14 protein-coding genes are annotated in these 17,530 nt (G+C 41.5%); 6 read left to right on the top strand and 8 right to left on the bottom strand.

Features of this window, described 5'->3' with window-relative positions; all coding sequences use genetic code 11:
• The first annotated feature begins 95 nt into the window (after positions 1–95).
• Together odhB and lpdA are read left to right on the top strand one after the other, a co-directional pair.
• On the top strand, positions 96–1,631 hold the full coding sequence (gene odhB, locus ABD985_RS12370; RefSeq protein WP_345372185.1) for a 2-oxoglutarate dehydrogenase complex dihydrolipoyllysine-residue succinyltransferase: 1,536 nt from the start codon (positions 96–98) through the stop codon (positions 1,629–1,631).
• Between the two features lie 184 nt (positions 1,632–1,815).
• On the top strand, positions 1,816–3,210 hold the full coding sequence (gene lpdA, locus ABD985_RS12365) for a dihydrolipoyl dehydrogenase (protein ID WP_345372183.1): 1,395 nt from the start codon (positions 1,816–1,818) through the stop codon (positions 3,208–3,210).
• A 69-nt stretch (positions 3,211–3,279) separates the two neighbouring features.
• On the opposite strand, the gene ABD985_RS12360 is transcribed toward lpdA, so the two are convergent.
• Complete coding sequence (locus ABD985_RS12360) at positions 3,280–4,323, bottom strand: flavin-containing monooxygenase (RefSeq protein WP_345372181.1); 1,044 nt, start codon at positions 4,321–4,323, stop codon at positions 3,280–3,282.
• 105 nt (positions 4,324–4,428) lie between these two features.
• Complete coding sequence (locus ABD985_RS12355; protein ID WP_345372179.1) at positions 4,429–4,854, bottom strand: tetratricopeptide repeat protein; 426 nt, start codon at positions 4,852–4,854, stop codon at positions 4,429–4,431.
• Between the two features lie 505 nt (positions 4,855–5,359).
• Here ABD985_RS12355 and ABD985_RS12350 point away from each other — a divergent pair.
• A complete protein-coding gene (locus tag ABD985_RS12350) occupies positions 5,360–5,536 on the top strand; it encodes a hypothetical protein (RefSeq protein ID WP_345372177.1) in 177 nt (58 codons plus the stop codon).
• Positions 5,537–5,643: 107 nt separating this feature from the next.
• Positions 5,644–5,772 carry a 30S ribosomal protein THX gene (locus tag ABD985_RS12345; RefSeq protein ID WP_345372175.1) on the top strand — a complete coding sequence of 43 codons (129 nt, stop codon included), beginning with the start codon at positions 5,644–5,646 and terminating at the stop codon, positions 5,770–5,772.
• A 45-nt stretch (positions 5,773–5,817) separates the two neighbouring features.
• Here the strand turns inward: ABD985_RS12345 and meaB are convergent, their stop codons facing one another.
• Positions 5,818–6,834, bottom strand: coding sequence for a methylmalonyl Co-A mutase-associated GTPase MeaB (meaB, locus tag ABD985_RS12340; protein ID WP_345372173.1), 1,017 nt, complete (start codon positions 6,832–6,834; stop codon positions 5,818–5,820).
• Positions 6,835–7,133: 299 nt separating this feature from the next.
• Between meaB and ABD985_RS12335 the strand changes: the two genes are divergently transcribed.
• Complete coding sequence (locus ABD985_RS12335) at positions 7,134–7,997, top strand: hypothetical protein (protein ID WP_345372171.1); 864 nt, start codon at positions 7,134–7,136, stop codon at positions 7,995–7,997.
• A 43-nt stretch (positions 7,998–8,040) separates the two neighbouring features.
• Here the strand turns inward: ABD985_RS12335 and ABD985_RS12330 are convergent, their stop codons facing one another.
• Complete coding sequence (locus ABD985_RS12330; protein WP_345372169.1) at positions 8,041–9,159, bottom strand: redoxin domain-containing protein; 1,119 nt, start codon at positions 9,157–9,159, stop codon at positions 8,041–8,043.
• Between the two features lie 381 nt (positions 9,160–9,540).
• Here ABD985_RS12330 and ABD985_RS12325 point away from each other — a divergent pair, with 381 nt between their 5' ends.
• Complete coding sequence (locus ABD985_RS12325; protein ID WP_345372167.1) at positions 9,541–10,134, top strand: PhnA domain-containing protein; 594 nt, start codon at positions 9,541–9,543, stop codon at positions 10,132–10,134.
• 109 nt (positions 10,135–10,243) lie between these two features.
• Here ABD985_RS12325 and ABD985_RS12320 read toward each other — a convergent pair whose 3' ends face one another.
• From ABD985_RS12320 to ABD985_RS12305, 4 genes are all read right to left on the bottom strand, one after another.
• Positions 10,244–10,396, bottom strand: coding sequence for a hypothetical protein (locus ABD985_RS12320; protein ID WP_345372165.1), 153 nt, complete (start codon positions 10,394–10,396; stop codon positions 10,244–10,246).
• 100 nt (positions 10,397–10,496) lie between these two features.
• Positions 10,497–12,773, bottom strand: a complete 2,277-nt coding sequence (locus ABD985_RS12315; protein WP_345372163.1) for an aminotransferase class III-fold pyridoxal phosphate-dependent enzyme — start codon at positions 12,771–12,773, stop codon at positions 10,497–10,499.
• A gap of 159 nt (positions 12,774–12,932) precedes the next feature.
• Positions 12,933–14,375, bottom strand: coding sequence for a RagB/SusD family nutrient uptake outer membrane protein (locus ABD985_RS12310; protein ID WP_345372161.1), 1,443 nt, complete (start codon positions 14,373–14,375; stop codon positions 12,933–12,935).
• A 12-nt stretch (positions 14,376–14,387) separates the two neighbouring features.
• Positions 14,388–17,489, bottom strand: a complete 3,102-nt coding sequence (locus ABD985_RS12305; RefSeq protein ID WP_345372159.1) for a SusC/RagA family TonB-linked outer membrane protein — start codon at positions 17,487–17,489, stop codon at positions 14,388–14,390.
• Positions 17,490–17,530: the final 41 nt, after the last annotated feature.

Below are 17,530 nucleotides of genomic sequence, written 5' to 3'. Positions count from 1 at the left end.
GGAAGTCAAAAGCCTATATCTGCTTACTTTCATACCTTATATCTCTGGCTTCTATCGGTTATCTTCTACTGACTACCTTAATATAGAATAACACTATGGCATTGGAAATGAATGTTCCTGCGGTGGGCGAATCCATCTCAGAAGTAACAATAGCAAACTGGCTAAAAGCTGACGGAGATCACGTAGAAATGGATGAGGTGATCTGCGAACTAGAGTCTGACAAAGCAACATTTGAACTGACAGCAGAAGCAAGCGGTACGTTGAGAATCGCTGCGGAAGAAGGCGATACACTAGAAATCGGCGCATTGATTTGCTCGATCGAAGAGGGAGAAGGTTCTGCAGAAGCAGCTTCAGAAGAGACTTCAGAAGCATCATCTGAAGCTCCAGCAGCTACAGGTGAAGTACTGGAAATGACTGTTCCTGCAGTAGGAGAGTCGATCAGTGAAGTAACAATTGCGTCATGGACAAAAGAGGAAGGGGATTATGTGGAGCTAGACGAGATCATCTGTGAAATCGAATCAGATAAAGCAACATTTGAACTGACAGCAGAAGCAAGCGGTATTCTTAAGGTATTTGCTGCAGAAGGAGATACGTTGGCAATCGGAGACTTGATCTGTAAGATTGAGGTAATGGAAGGTGGAGCTCCTGCAGCTAATGGCTCTAAAGCGCCACAAGCAGAGGCTTCAAGCAATAATGCTGCGGCTCCTTCAGAAAACGATACTTATGCGACAGGACATGCTTCTCCTGCAGCGGCAAAGATTTTGTCGGAAAAAGGAATTGACCCTTCTACCGTAAAAGGAACGGGTAAAGACGGTCGCATCACAAAAGAAGATGCTGAAAAAGCACAGAAGCAAGCAGCAGCTCCTAAGAAAGAAGCGGCAGCAGCAGCGCCTAAGAAAGAGGAAGCTACAGCACCTGCAGCAAGCGGTGCCCGTGTACAGCGTCGTGAGAAAATGACTTCATTGAGAAAGACAATCTCTAAGCGTTTGGTTTCTGTGAAGAACGAAACGGCGATGTTGACGACGTTCAATGAGGTGGACATGAAGCCAGTAATGGACCTTCGTGCAAAATACAAGGAGATGTTTAAGGAAAAGCATGAGATCGGACTAGGATTCATGTCTTTCTTTACGAAAGCCGTTACAGTAGCATTGCAAGAGTGGCCAGCAGTGAATGCTTACATTGATGGCAATGAGTTGGTATACAATGACTATGCAGATGTTTCTATTGCGGTATCAGCACCAAAAGGATTGGTAGTGCCAGTAATCCGTAATGCAGAGTCGCTTTCTCTAGCAGATATTGAGAAAGAAGTAAGACGTCTGGCATTGAGAGCGAGAGACAATAAGTTGACTATTCCAGAAATGGAAGGAGGTACCTTTACGATCACGAATGGTGGTGTATTTGGTTCTATGCTTTCTACGCCAATCATCAATGCACCTCAGTCAGCTATCTTGGGAATGCACAATATCGTAGAGCGTCCAGTAGCGATCAACGGAGAAGTGCATATCCGTCCAATCATGTACGTGGCACTGTCTTATGACCACAGAATCATTGATGGCCGTGAGTCTGTAAGCTTCTTGAAGAGAGTGAAGGAGCTATTGGAGGATCCAATCAGACTATTGTTGGATGTTTAATGATTTGAGGAAGAACTTACTGAAGAGACTGTCCTAAAAAAGTAGTAGATACTGGTCGTAGGCTCCTGCCTACGACCAATGGCGGTTTATCACTACAGTCTACTGACTTTTGAGACTGTCTCTATTCTTCAATCTTCAACCCCTAACAACTTTAATAAACACTAACCACAAACCACTCTAAAATATGTATGATGTAACCGTAATCGGCTCAGGTCCTGGTGGGTATGTTGCAGCAATCCGTTGTGCACAGCTAGGAATGAAGACTGCATTGATCGAAAAATATAATACCCTTGGAGGAACATGCCTGAACGTAGGCTGTATTCCTTCTAAGGCACTATTGGACTCTTCAGAGCATTTCCATAAAGCAAAACATGAGTTTGCGACACACGGTATTGAGATTGGAGAGCCAAAAATCAATTTCCCTCAGATGATGAAAAGAAAAGGGGAAGTGGTTCAGCAAACATGTGATGGTATTGAGTACCTGATGAAGAAGAACAAGATCGATGTTTATAAAGGATTTGGTTCTTTTGTAGATAAGAACACGATCAAGATCGAGAAGGAAGACGGTACTGAGGAAATTAAAACAGACAAGACAATCATCGCAACAGGTTCTAAGCCAATCATGTTGCCATTTATCGAGTTTGATAAGAAGCGTGTGATTACTTCTACGGAGGCGTTAAGTTTGGATGAGGTACCAGAGCATTTGGTAATTATCGGTGGTGGTGTAATCGGTCTTGAACTAGGGTCCGTATACGGAAGACTAGGGGCACAGGTCACTGTAGTGGAATTTATGGACGGAATCATCCCTACTATGGATGTTGCTATGGGTAAAGAGCTACAGCGTGTGCTTAAGAAAGAAGGCTTTAAATTCCACTTGAAGACAAAAGTAACTTCTGTAAAAACAGAAGGCGAAGAAGTAGTCATCAAGGCGGAAGACAAGAAAGGAAAAGAAATTGAGATCAAAGCATCTCACTGTTTGGTATCTATTGGTCGTCGTCCATACACAGATAAACTAGGGTTGGAAAATGCTGGTGTAAAATTGGATGACAGAGGTAGAGTAGAGGTTGATGGACACCTACAAACCAATGTAGAAGGTATCTATGCTATTGGTGATGTGGTAAAAGGTGCGATGTTGGCACACAAGGCAGAGGAAGAAGGTGTTTTCGTAGCAGAGAGTATTGCCGGACAAAAACCGCACATCAATTACAAGTTGATCCCAGGGGTAGTATATACGTGGCCTGAGGTTGCTAGTGTTGGATATACAGAGCAGGAACTGAAAGAAGAAGGACGTAAGTTCAAATCGGGAGCATTCCCATTCAAAGCTTCTGGACGTGCTCGTGCTTCTATGGATACAGATGGTTTGGTAAAGGTATTGGCAGATGCTGAGACTGACGAGATTCTTGGTATGCACATTATTGGTCCAAGAGCGGCTGATATGATTGCAGAAGGAGTAGTAGCGATGGAATACAGAGCTTCTGCAGAAGATATCTCACGTATGTCACATGCACACCCGACGTATACAGAGTCAATCAAGGAAGCTTGTTTGGCAGCTACGGAGGATAGAGCACTGCACATCTAATAGTGAAAAGAAAAGGGTGACCTATTAGTCGCCAAGGTTAATACGATTCATACGAAAAGCGTAGCTGTCTTAGCTACGCTTTTTTTGAATAATATCAGCCAGATAAGCCGCATCTTCCGATACTCCTCCCAAGGTAGCAGAGGAACGCGTATGCATCCAGGGCAACCCAATAAAGTAAAGTCCCTCGATAGCACTCACCCCCCTATGGTTTTTGGGATAACCATGTTTGTCTAGTTCTAGTCCTTGTATCCAGGAGAAGTTGGGACGATACCCTGTCGCCCAAACAATATTTTTAATGTTATTGATACGATCTTTTTCAAAGGTGATGCTTTGCTCATCTGCATTGATTGCTCGGCCTACAGGAATGATATTTTCCTTGCGAAGGATCTTTTTGACATCCGTTCCAATAACAGGTTGTCTGCCGGATTGTATACGTTTTCCTATCCAACTATACTTATTGAACTTCAGGAACCCTGTTTTGGTAAACCACCACCATAATGTTTTTCCCAGGAAGGTTTGTGGAAGGGTGCTGACATTCGTTTCTCCTGCATAGTAGACAGTACGTCCAGTGTTGGCAATTTCTTCCAGAATCTGAAATCCTGAGTCTCCCGCACCAACAACTACAGTAGCACCTTCTTGTAAACTTTCTGGGTTTTTATAATAGTTACTGTGAATTTGTAAGATTCCTTTGGTGATTTTATTCGCAAAAGGAGGAGTATAAGGGGTATGGAAAGGACCTGTAGAGATAATGACATTTCGGGCTTTTAGGATGCCATGTTGAGAGGTCAATTCAAAGAAGTCATCTTTTTTCTCAATAGAGGTAACAAGTGTATCTAATTGGATAGGGATATTAAAATGGCTGACATATTCCTTAAAATAATTAGCAACATCCCATTTGTTAGGATAGAACCCTTTAGGTGCCGGAAAAGGATATCCTACGAGATGATTGAATTCTGTAGGGGTGAATAGTTTTAGGGAATCCCATCGGTTGAGCCAGGAAGCGCCTACCTCTTTTTCTTTATCGACAATCAAAAAGTTTTGTTTGAGTTGCTGCAGGTGATAAGCCATGGATAATCCGGCTTGTCCTCCGCCAACAATGATGAAATCTAGCATATCTTATGGGATTGGTTCACCTAAAGATACAAGGAGGAATAAGATAATATCAATATTTAATTGATATTATCTGTGAATAAGAGCACACTGCTGTTGAGGTAGCCCTTATTGCTTAAGGTAGTCGTTTACACGGAGTATCTTATACTGAAGACGATGAATAAGCTCCCGATCTTTATTGTTCATTCCTGCTAATAAGGCTTCTCTATAGTATTTCCATGCTTCCTCTACCATCTCAGAACGATAATAAAAGTCTCCCATGATTTCCAGGGTGTATTCATTTGGGTTAAGCGTAACCGCTTTATCAATCCATTCTTTTGCTTCTTCTAGGTTAATACCTCGATTGATACACAACTGAGCAGCCTTGGAGTACATTTGCCACGTTTGCTTGTTGGGTTTACTTAGGGTATTTCTTAGCATTTCAACAGTTTTTTGAGTCTTCTTATCTCCTTCGTCATGGGCATACAAAGTAGAAGAAGAGAGTGTAAGAATACTTACTACAAAAGCGAGAAGGATAGATTTCTTAATTTTCATGATATTTAAAATTTGACACTAGAATAATAGGTGATGCTGGGTTAGTTAAATGGGAATATTTTATTCCTCTTTTTTAGGTAGTAATGATGCCAAATTTATTCCTGTATTATTTAAATAATTGATAACCAATATATTGTATCGTTATTGGTGTTTGTGAACCGTCCGTTTACGGTCAGTATTGTTCATTAGTAAACTAAAGACTAAGCTTTCTGATACAAATAGAGGTGCAAGGATAAAGGAAGGACGACCCTTGTGGTCGCCCCGACATAAGGATAAAGGACAAAGGGTAAAGGATGAAGAATACAATCGCTGGAGAGTAATTAATAGTCCTTCCTCCTTCCTCCTTCCTCCTTTATCCTTAAACTGTGTGAAAGTGGCGTCTAGTTATAAGTTTATCATTGAGTTATAATAAGTCTATATGGTAGGTAGGATATATGGGTTTTATTATGTATAATAGCAGTGCAGAACATTATTATATTATTCCAATTGTAAATTGATTTACGCTATGGACAGAAGTATTGGCTATGTAATATTAGGAGTGTTGCAAACACTGTTAGGCAGTTTAATGCTGATGGGAGAAGGTGGGTTACCTGCACTAATCTTTACAGGAGTAGGGGGGATGGCTTTGTTTTGTGGTTTGCGTGCAATTTGGAGGGCGAGACTTCATCACCATCATTATTAATGATATTGATTTTTTATTGAAATAAAATATCGAAAAAGTATATTAATTCATTATTAAGTTTTGTATTTTAAATAACCTTATTTATTAATTACTAAACTGAATGAATTATGGGAAAAGGAGACAAGAAAACCCGAAGAGGAAAAATTACGAAAGGCTCATACGGCGTAAGACGTCGCCGCAAAGCCAAGAACAAAACCCGTATCGAAATGATTAAGGCTGTGAAAAAGGCCGCTTAATTTATTATCTGAAAAAAATAAACCTCCGGAAAACTGGAGGTTTTTCTATGCCTTGGTGATAGAACTGAAGTATTGCTCCAATAAGACCTTGGCACCTTGGATAGGTAGTTCTTCTCCATTCAATATATTATCCTTTTTAATAGATAGCATTTTTTGAATGCTAGTGTCTTGATAAAAATGCTTGTGAAGTTGCTCGTTAATATACTGATGCATCCAATAGAGGTCTTGTTCTTTTCGTCTTTGCTGAAAGTATCCGCGCTCTTTCATATGGGACTCAAAGCGTAAAATTTCCTTCCATATAGTATGCATACCATTTCCTTCCAATGCAGAGCAGGTAAATACTTTGGGGTACCAATCCTGTTCGGACTGAGCAAAAAGGTGAAGGGCATTCTGATAAGATTTTTTAGCCAGTTTACTGGCCGTGATATTATCCCCATCCGCTTTGGTGATGGCAATCGTATCCGCCATTTCCATAATACCTTTTTTGATGCCCTGTAACTCATCTCCTGCACCGGCCAGCATTAGTAGTAAGAAGAAGTCCGTGAGTTCACGTATGCTTATTTCTGATTGTCCTACGCCAACGGTTTCTACTAGAATCACATCATACCCTGCCGCTTCACATAACAGGATACTCTCTTTGGTACCAGCGGCTACTCCTCCCAAGGTGTTGCCAGAAGCAGAAGGACGTATATAAGCCATGGGGTTTGCCGCTAACTTTTCCATTCTGGTTTTGTCGCCTAGAATACTTCCCTTGGTTTTGGGACTGCTAGGATCTATAGTAAGAACGGCAACTTTATACCCTTCCTGAGTCAGTAGTGCTCCAAAGGCTTCAATAAATGTACTCTTTCCCACACCAGGTACTCCGGTAATGCCAATACGTATACTTTTTCCGGTATGTGGAAGTAGTTCCGTTAAGATAGACTCAGAAAGTTGCTGATCAGATGGAAGCTGGCTTTCGGCTAGTGTAATGGCTTGGCTTAACGTAATTCTGTTTCCGTTCAGAATGCCATCAATGTAATATTGTATGGGGTGTCGTCTAGCGGTTCTTCTGTATTGTTTCATGGTTGTTAGTGGAATGTGTTAGTGGTTTATTGTTGGAGTTTCTCCGGTTTTATAGTATAAAAAGATTTATTAACGAATTAAGGTGAAGAAATGATATCAAGCAATGAAAGTGGTTAAATAATCTAAAACATGCCTATTTGATACACTATCAAGTTAATAGAAAGTGTTGATATTGATAGGATTCTATGAGTAAATATAAATATCAGTGGTTTATTGGTCGGGTTTTTGATAATATTGTCGGTGAATAAACAATCACCTAACAAGGTGTTTTTTTAATATCAACTTTAAATTATACTCGAATGAGAAAATTTACGACAAGACTTTTAACAGTAGTAGCAGTAGGTTCTGTGGCATTTACTGCATGTAATAAAGAGAATGACCCAACGGCAACAGAAATTACAAGTGCCGACGTACAAATGGTCAATAATGATGTAGTAGTAGATGCTGAGTTCGAAAATGCAGAGGCATTTGCATTGCAAAACATGTCTTCTTCAAATAATAATTTCAGAGTAACAGAAGGAGGTCCTAAAGTAGAGGATTGGGTAATCCAGGCAGGCTCTATTTCATTTGTATTGAATTTTGAGGGGGTAATGATCGAGGAGTCAGAGTTTGCTGGTAAGATAGCTGTCGTAGCTTCTTTTGAGTCGCTTCAGGAAGCGGTAGCCGGAAAACTATCACTGGTGACCGATTTCCAGGATTATACGGTTGATGGTGTAGTATTGAATGGTACACGTACAAGAACATTTACTGCAGTAGAAGGTGAAGGCTCTGTATATGATGTGACGTTGGAAGACGGAAGTATCACATTTGCTGATGGATCAACTGCTAGCCGTTCAGCAGCGTGGACCTTGACTGCAGGTACTTTGCTAGATTCTGAAACGCCAAGAACTTTGGTAGGAACTGCAGAAGGTGTAAACAAGGCAGGGGTGTCTTATAAGACAACTGTTGACTCAGAGACGCCGGTAGCTTCTACATTGGCTTGTGATATCGCAGAGAAAATGTTCTGGTTGCCAACTTCAGGACAGAAGTCTATTGAGGCAGATGGTAAAACATTAACTGTTGATTTTGGTGAAGGTACTTGTGATAAACTGGCAGTAGTTTCTTTGGTAGTAGGTGACTCTACGATCACTAAAGAAATTAGCCTTGACCGTTGGAGCAAGTAATAAGTAAGGGCGACCCTTGTGGTCGCCCATAGTTAGGATATTTTTATTTTTTAGAGACAGCACCTAGTACTTCTTCCAATTTATTTCCCAACTCTTCTCCGTGAAGGTTCTTAGCCACAATAGTACCGTCAGGTCCTACCAAGACATTATTAGGAATTGCACGAACATTATAAATCTTACCAGCTGCACTTCCCCATCCTTTCAGGTCAGAGGCATGTGCCCACGTCATTTCTTTACTCTCTACAATCGATCTCCATTTATCTCCATCATTATCCAGAGAAACTCCAAAAATCTCAAAGTTAGCGCCTGCATATTGTGCGTAGATTTCTTTGATCTCAGGAAGCTCTCTCATACATGGACCACACCAAGTAGCCCAGAAGTCTACCAATACGTATTTTCCTCTAAAGTCAGAAAGAGATACAGAATCGGTTTGGTTAAGTCCTGCCAAAGTGAAATCAGGAGCTTCTTTTCCAATTGCCAATGCTTTCTCTTTTTCTACATGCTCCATTAGGCGCTTCACATATTTTGTATCGGCCATTTCAGGAGCAAATTTTTTGGTCATAGCTTCGATCTCGTCTACTGGAGTAGAATAAGTCATACGTGTAATCAGATAGGCCATAGCATGACTCTTATTGTATTGCGCTACTTGTGATGCATAATAAGCTTTCTTTGCATCATCTAAACTATCATAGGTAGGAAGTAGTGTTTTGATCTTTGCTTCATCACCTGCCTTGGCAGCAGCCCTATACTCTTCCATCCAAGCATCCATTTGTGCTTTGCCAGGGAAGTTATCCTCAATGCTTTTCAACTCATCCTGGGCGGTGGAGCCTGTGATTTCTTTCTCACTTCCTTTTTCTGTAATAGTAGCTTTTATATCACTGTTTTCCAGAAATAGAGAAGTCCCAAAAGGTCTATCCAAAGAATCGGCAATAACTTCTACAGAAACCATGGCAGGAGAGGCTATATGTCCTGTGAAATTAGCAAGATGATTGACAATGGCCACAGTATCCTTGCTCTCTCCGTTATGTAGAACGGCTTTTCCTGAAGCAGCATCCGCAAAGTTCATTTTCAGGTTATATTTACCAGTTTCGGTATTGTTGTCTTGCTTTGCACAAGAGAATAGGGTCGCCCCCGCTAACACTAGATAAGTTAATTTCTTCATTGATTAGTTTATTTATAAAAGATAATTATTTGAAGATTCTTTGGTAATATATAAGTTCTTCAGAAGATCTAAAAAGATAATGGGAGGAATTGATGATTTAATACTTGTCGATGAAGAGTTTCTTCAAAAGAAACAATACCATCTATATTTAAAGTGATTCTGATTTAAACGATCACTTCAGGGGTCATCATAGATCTATTTTTTATTTTTATACTTTTGTGCTTTCAAGCTCTTAGAACTTGTTGTTATAAATAAATAACTATGAAAAGCACTGTTTATGATGTGAGTATTTTAGAGGGGTAATGATGAATATATAGCGAATCATTAGTCACTTATTACTAACTACTAAACATCCATCACCACAGATAAAAGATAAATGATATGAGTAATCCCAGTAAGCTAGAGCACGAATTGTTGGATAGAGGTAATTATGTCTGCGAACTATGTGGAGCAGATACCGATTTACAGATCTATCACGTACCTCCAGTGATAGAAAATGATGCAGAGCAGGCCTTAATGATTTGTCCAACCTGCCATGACCAGATCGAAGAAAAAGAAGAAATGGATGCCAATCATTGGCGTTGCCTTAATGATAGCATATGGAGCGCTGTTCCAGGAATACAGATTGTTTCTTACCGTATGTTACACAGGTTAAGAAAAGAAGGTTGGCCACAAGATTTGTTGGATCAGGTATATATGGAGGAAGATCTGATGGCAAGGGCACAAGAAACGCTAGAGGAAGATCCGGTAGATGGGGCGTTTGCATTAATCCATAAAGATAGTAACGGCAATGTATTGGAAGCAGGGGATACCGTAACCTTAATTAAAGACTTGAATGTGAAAGGGGCCAACTTTACAGCCAAGAGAGGAACTGCGGTACGTAACATCTCTTTAGTGCATGATAATCCTGAACATATAGAAGGAAAGGTAAATGGGCAGCAGATAGTTATCCTAACGAAGTATGTTAAGAAGTAAAACAGATGACTGTTTTAAATGGAAATACTATCAACTTAACAAAATAGGAGTCGTCGTTTACGTAGTGCGAATCTGCTTTAGGTCTTATCATTACATGACGTGGTAGAGCCTAAGACCAGTTTCTAGTCACTAGTGGTCTTTCTGATAGAAATAAAGGGACTACTTCCAAATGGATAAAGGAGGAAGGAAGAAGGATAAAGGAATAGAAACCTATGGATAGTAATCCTTTATCCTTCTTCCTTAAACCCCTTAAAATCAGCATTTAACTATAAGTTTACTTGGCGTCTAGTCCACTAGTAGAAACTGGTCTTTGTGTCCTCGCGAAGACCAAAACATCATTTGAGCGTCCTCGCTCAATGTCATTATTCATAGTATTTTTGTAAAGCTTCAGCAATAGTTTCCACTGTCTGCTCCGCATCCCTTTTACTAAAACACAATGGCGGCTTACTCTTGATCACATTGTCATAAGGGCCATCCGTACTGATCAGAATATACTTTTCCCTTAAATAATTCTTGATATAAGAAGCCATTTCGGTATCCGCTTTTCCGGTAGAAGGATCAATAATCTCGGCCCCCAGGAACAAGCCACTTCCCCTTACATCTCCTATACAGGCATAGGTCTGCTGCAATTCTTTCAATTGCTGTGTATAATGTAATCCAGTAAGGCGTGCATTCTCTTGCAGTTGCTCTTCTTCCATGACTTCCAATACAGATTCAGCAATGGCACAAGAGACAGGGTTCCCACCAAAAGAGCTGAAAAACTCCACGCCTTGTTCAAAAGAGGCCGCAATCTCAGTAGTCGTAACGACCGCTCCCATAGGGTGCCCATTGGCAATAGGTTTCCCCAAGATCACAATATCAGGGGTAACTTCTTGTGCTTCATATCCCCAGAATACCTCTCCCAATCGACCAAAGCCAGTTTGCACCTCATCACTGATGCACACACCTCCTTGTGAACGGATATAAGGATATAGTGTTTTAAGATAGTCTTTCGCCAAAGGTACTTGTCCTCCACAACCTACCACAGGTTCTGTAATAAATGCGGCGATGTCTGCATTTTGATCTTGCAACATGCGAATAACATCTTCTGCATATTGCTTGCCAGCAGTACCGTCATTGTTTTGGTAAGGTCCATTGTAAGTATCTGGAATCGTGGCTTTAAGGATATGTGGCCTTTGTCCCTGCCCTTTGCTATTGCCAAACTTATAATGACTAATGTCGATACCTTTTTGTGTGTTGCCGTGATAGCCATGCTCCATCACCAGCAATTGCTCTTTCTGCGTATGGGTTGTCGCCAATCGCATCGCAAGGTCACTGGCAGCACTTCCTGAGTTCACAAAGAATACCTTATTCAACTTCTTAGGGAAGTAGCTTAATAATTTCTCTGCATATTTTGGTAGTTCATCGTATAGATAGCGGGTATTGGTATTGAGTTGGGCCATCTGTCGTTGCCCTGCCTCCACTACTTTAGGGTGCATATGCCCTACGTGAGGGATATTGTTGTAAGCATCCAGATAGGTGTTGCCGTAGCGATCATACATATACTGGAATGCTGCCCTTTCCATATAGATAGGCTTCTTGTAGCTTACAGAAAGAATACTGCTCAAATGCTCGTTTCTATACGCCAAGGCTTCATCAGAGGCAGGGACTTCTTTTGTAGCCACACCGATAGCTTCACGGAAGGTATTGCTAGCTTGTGTCGGGTTAATGGTAAACCATTTGTCCAATAAAGCCCAAGCGCCTTCTTCACTACTGCTGGCGTAAGTATTAGTAGGGTCTTTCGCTCTGGAGTAAGCCGATTGACAAAGGCTGGTGCATAGTCTGCCTGCAATCAGGTAATAAAGTAAATCAACTTCTAACGCCTTTAGTGGTAAGATCTGATGGTAATGATTTAAGGTAATGGCCGCTTTTTCCAAGGGTTGATCCTGTCCCATCAACATATAGGTGAGAGATACGGCCAACTCGTTAATTAGAAATGTATAGGCTAGATCTCCGAAATCTATAATAGCATTGACACTACCGTTTTTTGATAGGACATTCCATTCATTAGCATCATTGTGAATAATACTTTGTCGTAAGGTGTCGAAATGTGGCCGTACCTGCTCTTCGAACTGCTGAAAGAAGTAGGTAACCAGTTTTCGCTTTTCCGGTTGTGGTATGTGGTGAATGAAAGACTTGTTCAAATGTAGGTATTGCAAGTCCCATGGTGACTGTTTAGCCTTCAGCGTGATATCCTTATACGATAATAATGACAAATCCATTCTTGCCAGAAATTCTCCTAAAGAGGCATAGGTATCATCTGTCCATCTGATATCTCCTAAGAACTCGCCATCCACAAAGCTGAGCAATCGTACAGGTTGAGCTGTTTTACCTTCTTCTATAATTGCCAGAAATACATAATCTCCTTTATGGTTGGCGATAGGGGCAGGGTATTGCTGTGGGCTTTCAGTTTGCTCCTGAAGATAGCATAACATGCGAGTTTCCATCTCCAGCCAAGGAAGCATCTCAGCATCATCATAAGTCTTGAAAATGTATTTTTTGTTGCCCGCCGTAACTAGATAATTCACGTTATCATATCCTACTAGCCTCTTGATTCGTGCAGAAGATAGCCCGTACTGTTGTCGTAAAAAGTCAACCATAGTGTAATGCAATTTTAAACCACTACGTGGTGCTGTTAAAGAGTTGAAGAATGGAAAAAATCCCTTTTCTACAAAAATAGAAGTTATGAGTGATGAGTGATGAGTTATAAATTATTTTTTTCACTCATAACTCATAACTCATAACTCATCACTTAAAACTTAAAACCCAGGTGTTGGGGTAAGGTTAGGGTTTCTCTGTACCTCTTCCAATGGAATCGGGAAGTATTGGTGTTTCTCCTCAAAGTTTTCCGCATACTGTTGTCCGGAAGCATTTAGTTGTTCGGCAGCAATTTTCCATCGTACTAAATCATAGAAGCGATGACCTTCTCCTACTAGCTCAATCATACGCTGTGTACGAATTTCATCTCTTAGAATCGTACCGGAAGCTGAAGAAGGAGCAAGGTTAGCTCTTTCTCGAATCAGGTTTACTTTACTTAAGGCGTCTGTTTCTCTGCCTAGTTCATAAAGTGCCTCTGCTTGCATCAGAACAACATCCGCATAGCGCATAAAGATAAGGTCTACCGTACTGCGGTTAGTCGTGATAGACTCCAACGATTCCATATACTTAATACTCATATTGAACTCAGGGTCATCAAACAGGATCGTTTCTCCATCAAAAGTTTCTCCGTGCTCTACCACGGTTGCAGCTTTACGGATATCACCACTTTCCAGGGCATTCATATAGTAATCCGAGATCGAGGCCATATGCCACCCACCATTAATTTCTCCCGGAGCCATAGCTACTCCTAGTTGGTGGTATAAGCCAAGGGCATCCATCTGCTGTGCTGTAAAAGCACCCGAGAAGATCACTTCTGAGTTCATTTCCATACTACCATCAAATAAGCCTCTATATTCAGTGCCTGCTACTAGCTCATGACCACTTACTTTGTCTAGGGCTGTCAACGCCTCTTGCCATTTTCCCTGGAACAAAAGAATTTTTCCTAGGTAAGCATTTGCGGCATTGGCAGTAGCCCTGCCCCAGTAAGCATCTTCCCACTGTGCTGGAAGATGCTGGGCAGCATAAGAAAGGTCTTCTTCAAGTTGCTGATAAACGGCTTCCTTACTACTACCTGGCAACTGTAACTCACTAGGAGTTTCAGCTACTTTTGTGACCAGTACAATCTCATGGAAGTTTTTCAATAGGTTGAAGTGGTACCATGCACGAAGAAAACGTGCTTCTGCTACCATACTTTCTTTTTCCTCTTCTGTCAAGACGTCCATTTCCGGCACATTTTTTATTAAGTCATTAGACAACTTAATGCCCTTGTACCAGTAGTACCACATTACAGAAGGGACACCATCAGAAGCCGTATTGTTAAAGCCTACAATACGCCCCAGATAACTCCATGCTGTTGTCCCATACTCAGGGTGTATATCATCTGCTCTGAAGTTTTGTGGTAAATAAAAATACTCATGATAACGCCATCCATTGGCTTGCATATAAGAATAAGTACTGGCCATATATTTTTCGGCGGCTTCGTAGCTTACCCATGTTTGATCTGTTGTAGGCTGATCCGGAGATACTTGCTCCAGATAGCTGTCACAGGAGACTAGACTGAATACCAGAAAGAATGACGCGAATAATTTATTGTATAGTTTCATATTGTTCGAAGTTTAGAAAGTTGCCTGAATACCTGCCGTGATCGTTTGATACATAGGATAGCTGCCATAATCAATTCCCTGTGTTAGGGCATTGGCAGGAACTAGTTCAGGATTGAATCCTTGGTAGTTGGTCAATGTCCATAGGTTATCGGCATTCACATAGAAACGCATTTTTGAGAAGTGAACTTTCTCCAATACGGTAGATGGTAATGTATAGCCTAGCTGTATGTTTTTCAGGCGTAGGTAAGCGCCATCTTCCAGGAAGCGATCAGACATCATATAGTTGTTATTGTTGTCTACCTGTACGTTTCTAGGAATTGTACTTGTTGGATTTTCCGGTGTCCATGCATCCAATAGTTTAGAAGCGATGTTGTAACCAGAGTTAGGTGCTTCCGATTCATAAGCATTTACATTTAGAATCTTGTTGCCATATACCCCTTGGAAGAAAAGCGATAAGTCAAGTCCTTTGTAGCTTAGGCTGGCATTCAATCCATATTCCAGTGTAGGAAGTGGAGAACCTACATCCGTGATATCATTGGAATCAATAATACCATCTCCATTCACGTCTACATAAATCACATCTCCCGGTTTGGCATTCGGTTGAATCAGGTCTCCTTCCGGACCTACATAGTTATCTATTGCTGACTGAGACTGGAAGACACCATTGGTCTTAAACATATAGAACTGGGAAACAGGTGCACCTACTTTAGAGAAGGTCTGTGCTCCGGTATAGGCAATATCACCTCCTGGTAATACCCCTTCTTCCGAACCTAGTTCCACCACTTTATTGTCAATGGTTGTCATATTCCCTGTAAAGCTGTACTGGAAGTCTCCGGCTTCTCCTCTGTAACCCAGCTCAATCTCGATACCCTGGTTTGAGATGGTTCCCAGGTTGACAATTGGAGGGCTAACCCCTGCCGACATAGGCGTGTTAGGCTCTTGCATCAACAATGCCTGAGAGTTGTTTTGGTAATAGTTGAACGTACCGAATAGTTTATCTTCAAAGAAACCAGCATCTACACCGATGTTAATCGTTTCTGCTTCTTCCCATGCCAGGTCAGCATTAGCCATCTCAAAAGACCCTATACCACCGATCGGAGTGTTGTTCCATACGTACCAGTAACCACTTTGTACCAATGCCTGTCTTGAGTAAGCACCTAAAGTCGTTTCCCTTCCAAGAATACCATAAGAGCCTCTGAACTTTAATTCATTAACCACTTCTTTGGCACCTTCAAAGAAGTCTTCGTTACTGATTTTCCATGCACCGGATACAGATGGGAATGTACCCCAACGGTTGTTTGCACCAAACTTGGAAGAACCATCAGTACGAACGGTTGCTTGTAGCAAGTACTTATCGTCATAGTTGTAGTTGATACGGCTCATTACACTGAAACGGGTAACCGTTTGCATTCCTCCTGCACCTAGGAAATCCCCTGCCTGCATGCTGTTGAAGGAAGGTTCCAAACCACCAAAGTCAGGGAAGATCGCGCCACCCACTACATTCATGTCCAGGTTACGGTAATCGTAACGGTAACCGACAATACCCGCCATAGCGCCAATAGAGTGCTTGCCAAGTTCAGTATTGTAGTTGGCGGTAAAGTCATAGTTTAGTTCACTCCATTCTGAACGTGTTTCGCTTAGGTAAGGGTCCTCACGGCGTGTATCAGAGGCTAAGGTATACTTAGGGAAGAAGTAACGGTTTTTATAGAAAGACTTTCCATAACCGGCATTACCAATCAGACGGAAACTGTCAGAAAGCTTGTACTGCAAGCCTAAGTTAGCTTGTAGCTGATCACGCGTACTGTTGTTGCGGATGATGTCTGATTGTCCTACCGGGTTGGCGCCACTTCGGATTCCAAATTCATTCAGGTAGCCATACCCTGATTCTTTACTATCGTCATAGACCGACACTACTGGTAACGAACGTAGCATATAAGCCATACGAATCGTGTTGTGTGCAGTCGTTTGGTGACTGTAGAAGATATTTGGAGAGACTTTCAGGTTCCCTTTTTCGAAAGAAGATTTATAACGGAAATTATAGCGCTTGCTTCCAGTGTTAATCACTACTCCTTCCTGATCAAAGTAGTTCATGGACAGGTTATAGTTGGAATTTTCGCTACCTCCTGAAATACCTACGGAGTAGTTTTGGATACGACCTTGTCTCAAGGTTTCTTGTTGCCAGTCAGTATCGGCATAGTTGCTTAGATCAAAGCCAGAACCTGCTTGAAGGTAAAGTGGTTTGTTTGCTTCTGTTAGCGCACCGTCAGCAATAGAATTATTATAAGATTGCTCCAGAATATTATACCATTCCTGTGCATTGGCCATAGGGAAATGAGCAGCAGCTTCCTGTATACCAGCATAAAGGTTGACATCAACGCGGGTAGGTTGGTTGTTCTTACCGGACTTGGTGGTAATCAAGACTACACCATTGGCAGCCAATGAACCATAGATGGCAGCCGCTGCACCGTCTTTCAGGATTTCAAAAGAAGCAATGTCATCTGGTGAAAGCATCGAAATATCTCCACCTGGAATACCATCAATTACATATAGTGGCTGTACATCACCAAAAGAGCTTAATCCTCTAATCTTGATGTAAGGAGCAGCGCCCGGAGCACTACCACTAATAACGGAAACGCCAGAAGTACGTCCCTGTAGCATTTGAGCCGGAGAGGCTGCGGCTAGTTTATTCGCTTCCTCCGCTTTTACCGTAGAGACCGCACTACTCAGGTCACTTTTCTTTTGTGTACCATAACCAATGACTACGACCTCCTCCAGTTGCTGGATATCTGTTTTAAGTGTGATATCAAAGCGTGTTTGTTGAGGAGTAACGGTTACTTCTTGTGATAAGTAGCCGATAAAAGATACCAACAGTGTTGCTGTTTCACTATTCAGGTTAAGTTGGAAATGACCATTCATATCGGTTACGGTACCTTGGGTCGTTCCTTTTACCTGAATACTGGCACCGGGTACACTAATGCCTGATTCGTCGGAGATCGTTCCCTGAATGGAATGCGTCGTTTGTGCCCATAGTGGCAGGGCAGAAAACAGGATTGCGATGAGCGCAATCAATTTCCGGTAATTACCGAAAAGGAAGTGGTGGTGTTGTGAATTCATGTATTGTTTATTTAAGCATGTTAAAAAAGGGGGGCGAATCG

The organism is Algivirga pacifica (genome assembly GCF_039543525.1).
GTDB classification, from domain to species: Bacteria; Bacteroidota; Bacteroidia; order Cytophagales; family Flammeovirgaceae; genus Algivirga; species Algivirga pacifica.
Note: the sequence above shows the minus strand (reverse complement) of the source record. Positions and strands in the feature narration are given on the sequence as shown.

Bases quoted from the DNA above. Each gene is read 5' to 3' on its own strand.
- odhB (WP_345372185.1), top strand. From the start codon at position 96: ATGGCATTGGAAATGAATGTTCCTGCGGTGGGCGAATCCATCTCAGAA.
- lpdA (WP_345372183.1), top strand. From the start codon at position 1,816: ATGTATGATGTAACCGTAATCGGCTCAGGTCCTGGTGGGTATGTTGCA.
- ABD985_RS12360 (WP_345372181.1), bottom strand. From the start codon at position 4,323: ATGCTAGATTTCATCATTGTTGGCGGAGGACAAGCCGGATTATCCATG.
- ABD985_RS12355 (WP_345372179.1), bottom strand. From the start codon at position 4,854: ATGAAAATTAAGAAATCTATCCTTCTCGCTTTTGTAGTAAGTATTCTT.
- ABD985_RS12350 (WP_345372177.1), top strand. From the start codon at position 5,360: ATGGACAGAAGTATTGGCTATGTAATATTAGGAGTGTTGCAAACACTG.
- ABD985_RS12345 (WP_345372175.1), top strand. From the start codon at position 5,644: ATGGGAAAAGGAGACAAGAAAACCCGAAGAGGAAAAATTACGAAAGGC.
- meaB (WP_345372173.1), bottom strand. From the start codon at position 6,834: ATGAAACAATACAGAAGAACCGCTAGACGACACCCCATACAATATTAC.
- ABD985_RS12335 (WP_345372171.1), top strand. From the start codon at position 7,134: ATGAGAAAATTTACGACAAGACTTTTAACAGTAGTAGCAGTAGGTTCT.
- ABD985_RS12330 (WP_345372169.1), bottom strand. From the start codon at position 9,159: ATGAAGAAATTAACTTATCTAGTGTTAGCGGGGGCGACCCTATTCTCT.
- ABD985_RS12325 (WP_345372167.1), top strand. From the start codon at position 9,541: ATGAGTAATCCCAGTAAGCTAGAGCACGAATTGTTGGATAGAGGTAAT.
- ABD985_RS12320 (WP_345372165.1), bottom strand. From the start codon at position 10,396: ATGCTGATTTTAAGGGGTTTAAGGAAGAAGGATAAAGGATTACTATCC.
- ABD985_RS12315 (WP_345372163.1), bottom strand. From the start codon at position 12,773: ATGGTTGACTTTTTACGACAACAGTACGGGCTATCTTCTGCACGAATC.
- ABD985_RS12310 (WP_345372161.1), bottom strand. From the start codon at position 14,375: ATGAAACTATACAATAAATTATTCGCGTCATTCTTTCTGGTATTCAGT.
- ABD985_RS12305 (WP_345372159.1), bottom strand. From the start codon at position 17,489: ATGAATTCACAACACCACCACTTCCTTTTCGGTAATTACCGGAAATTG.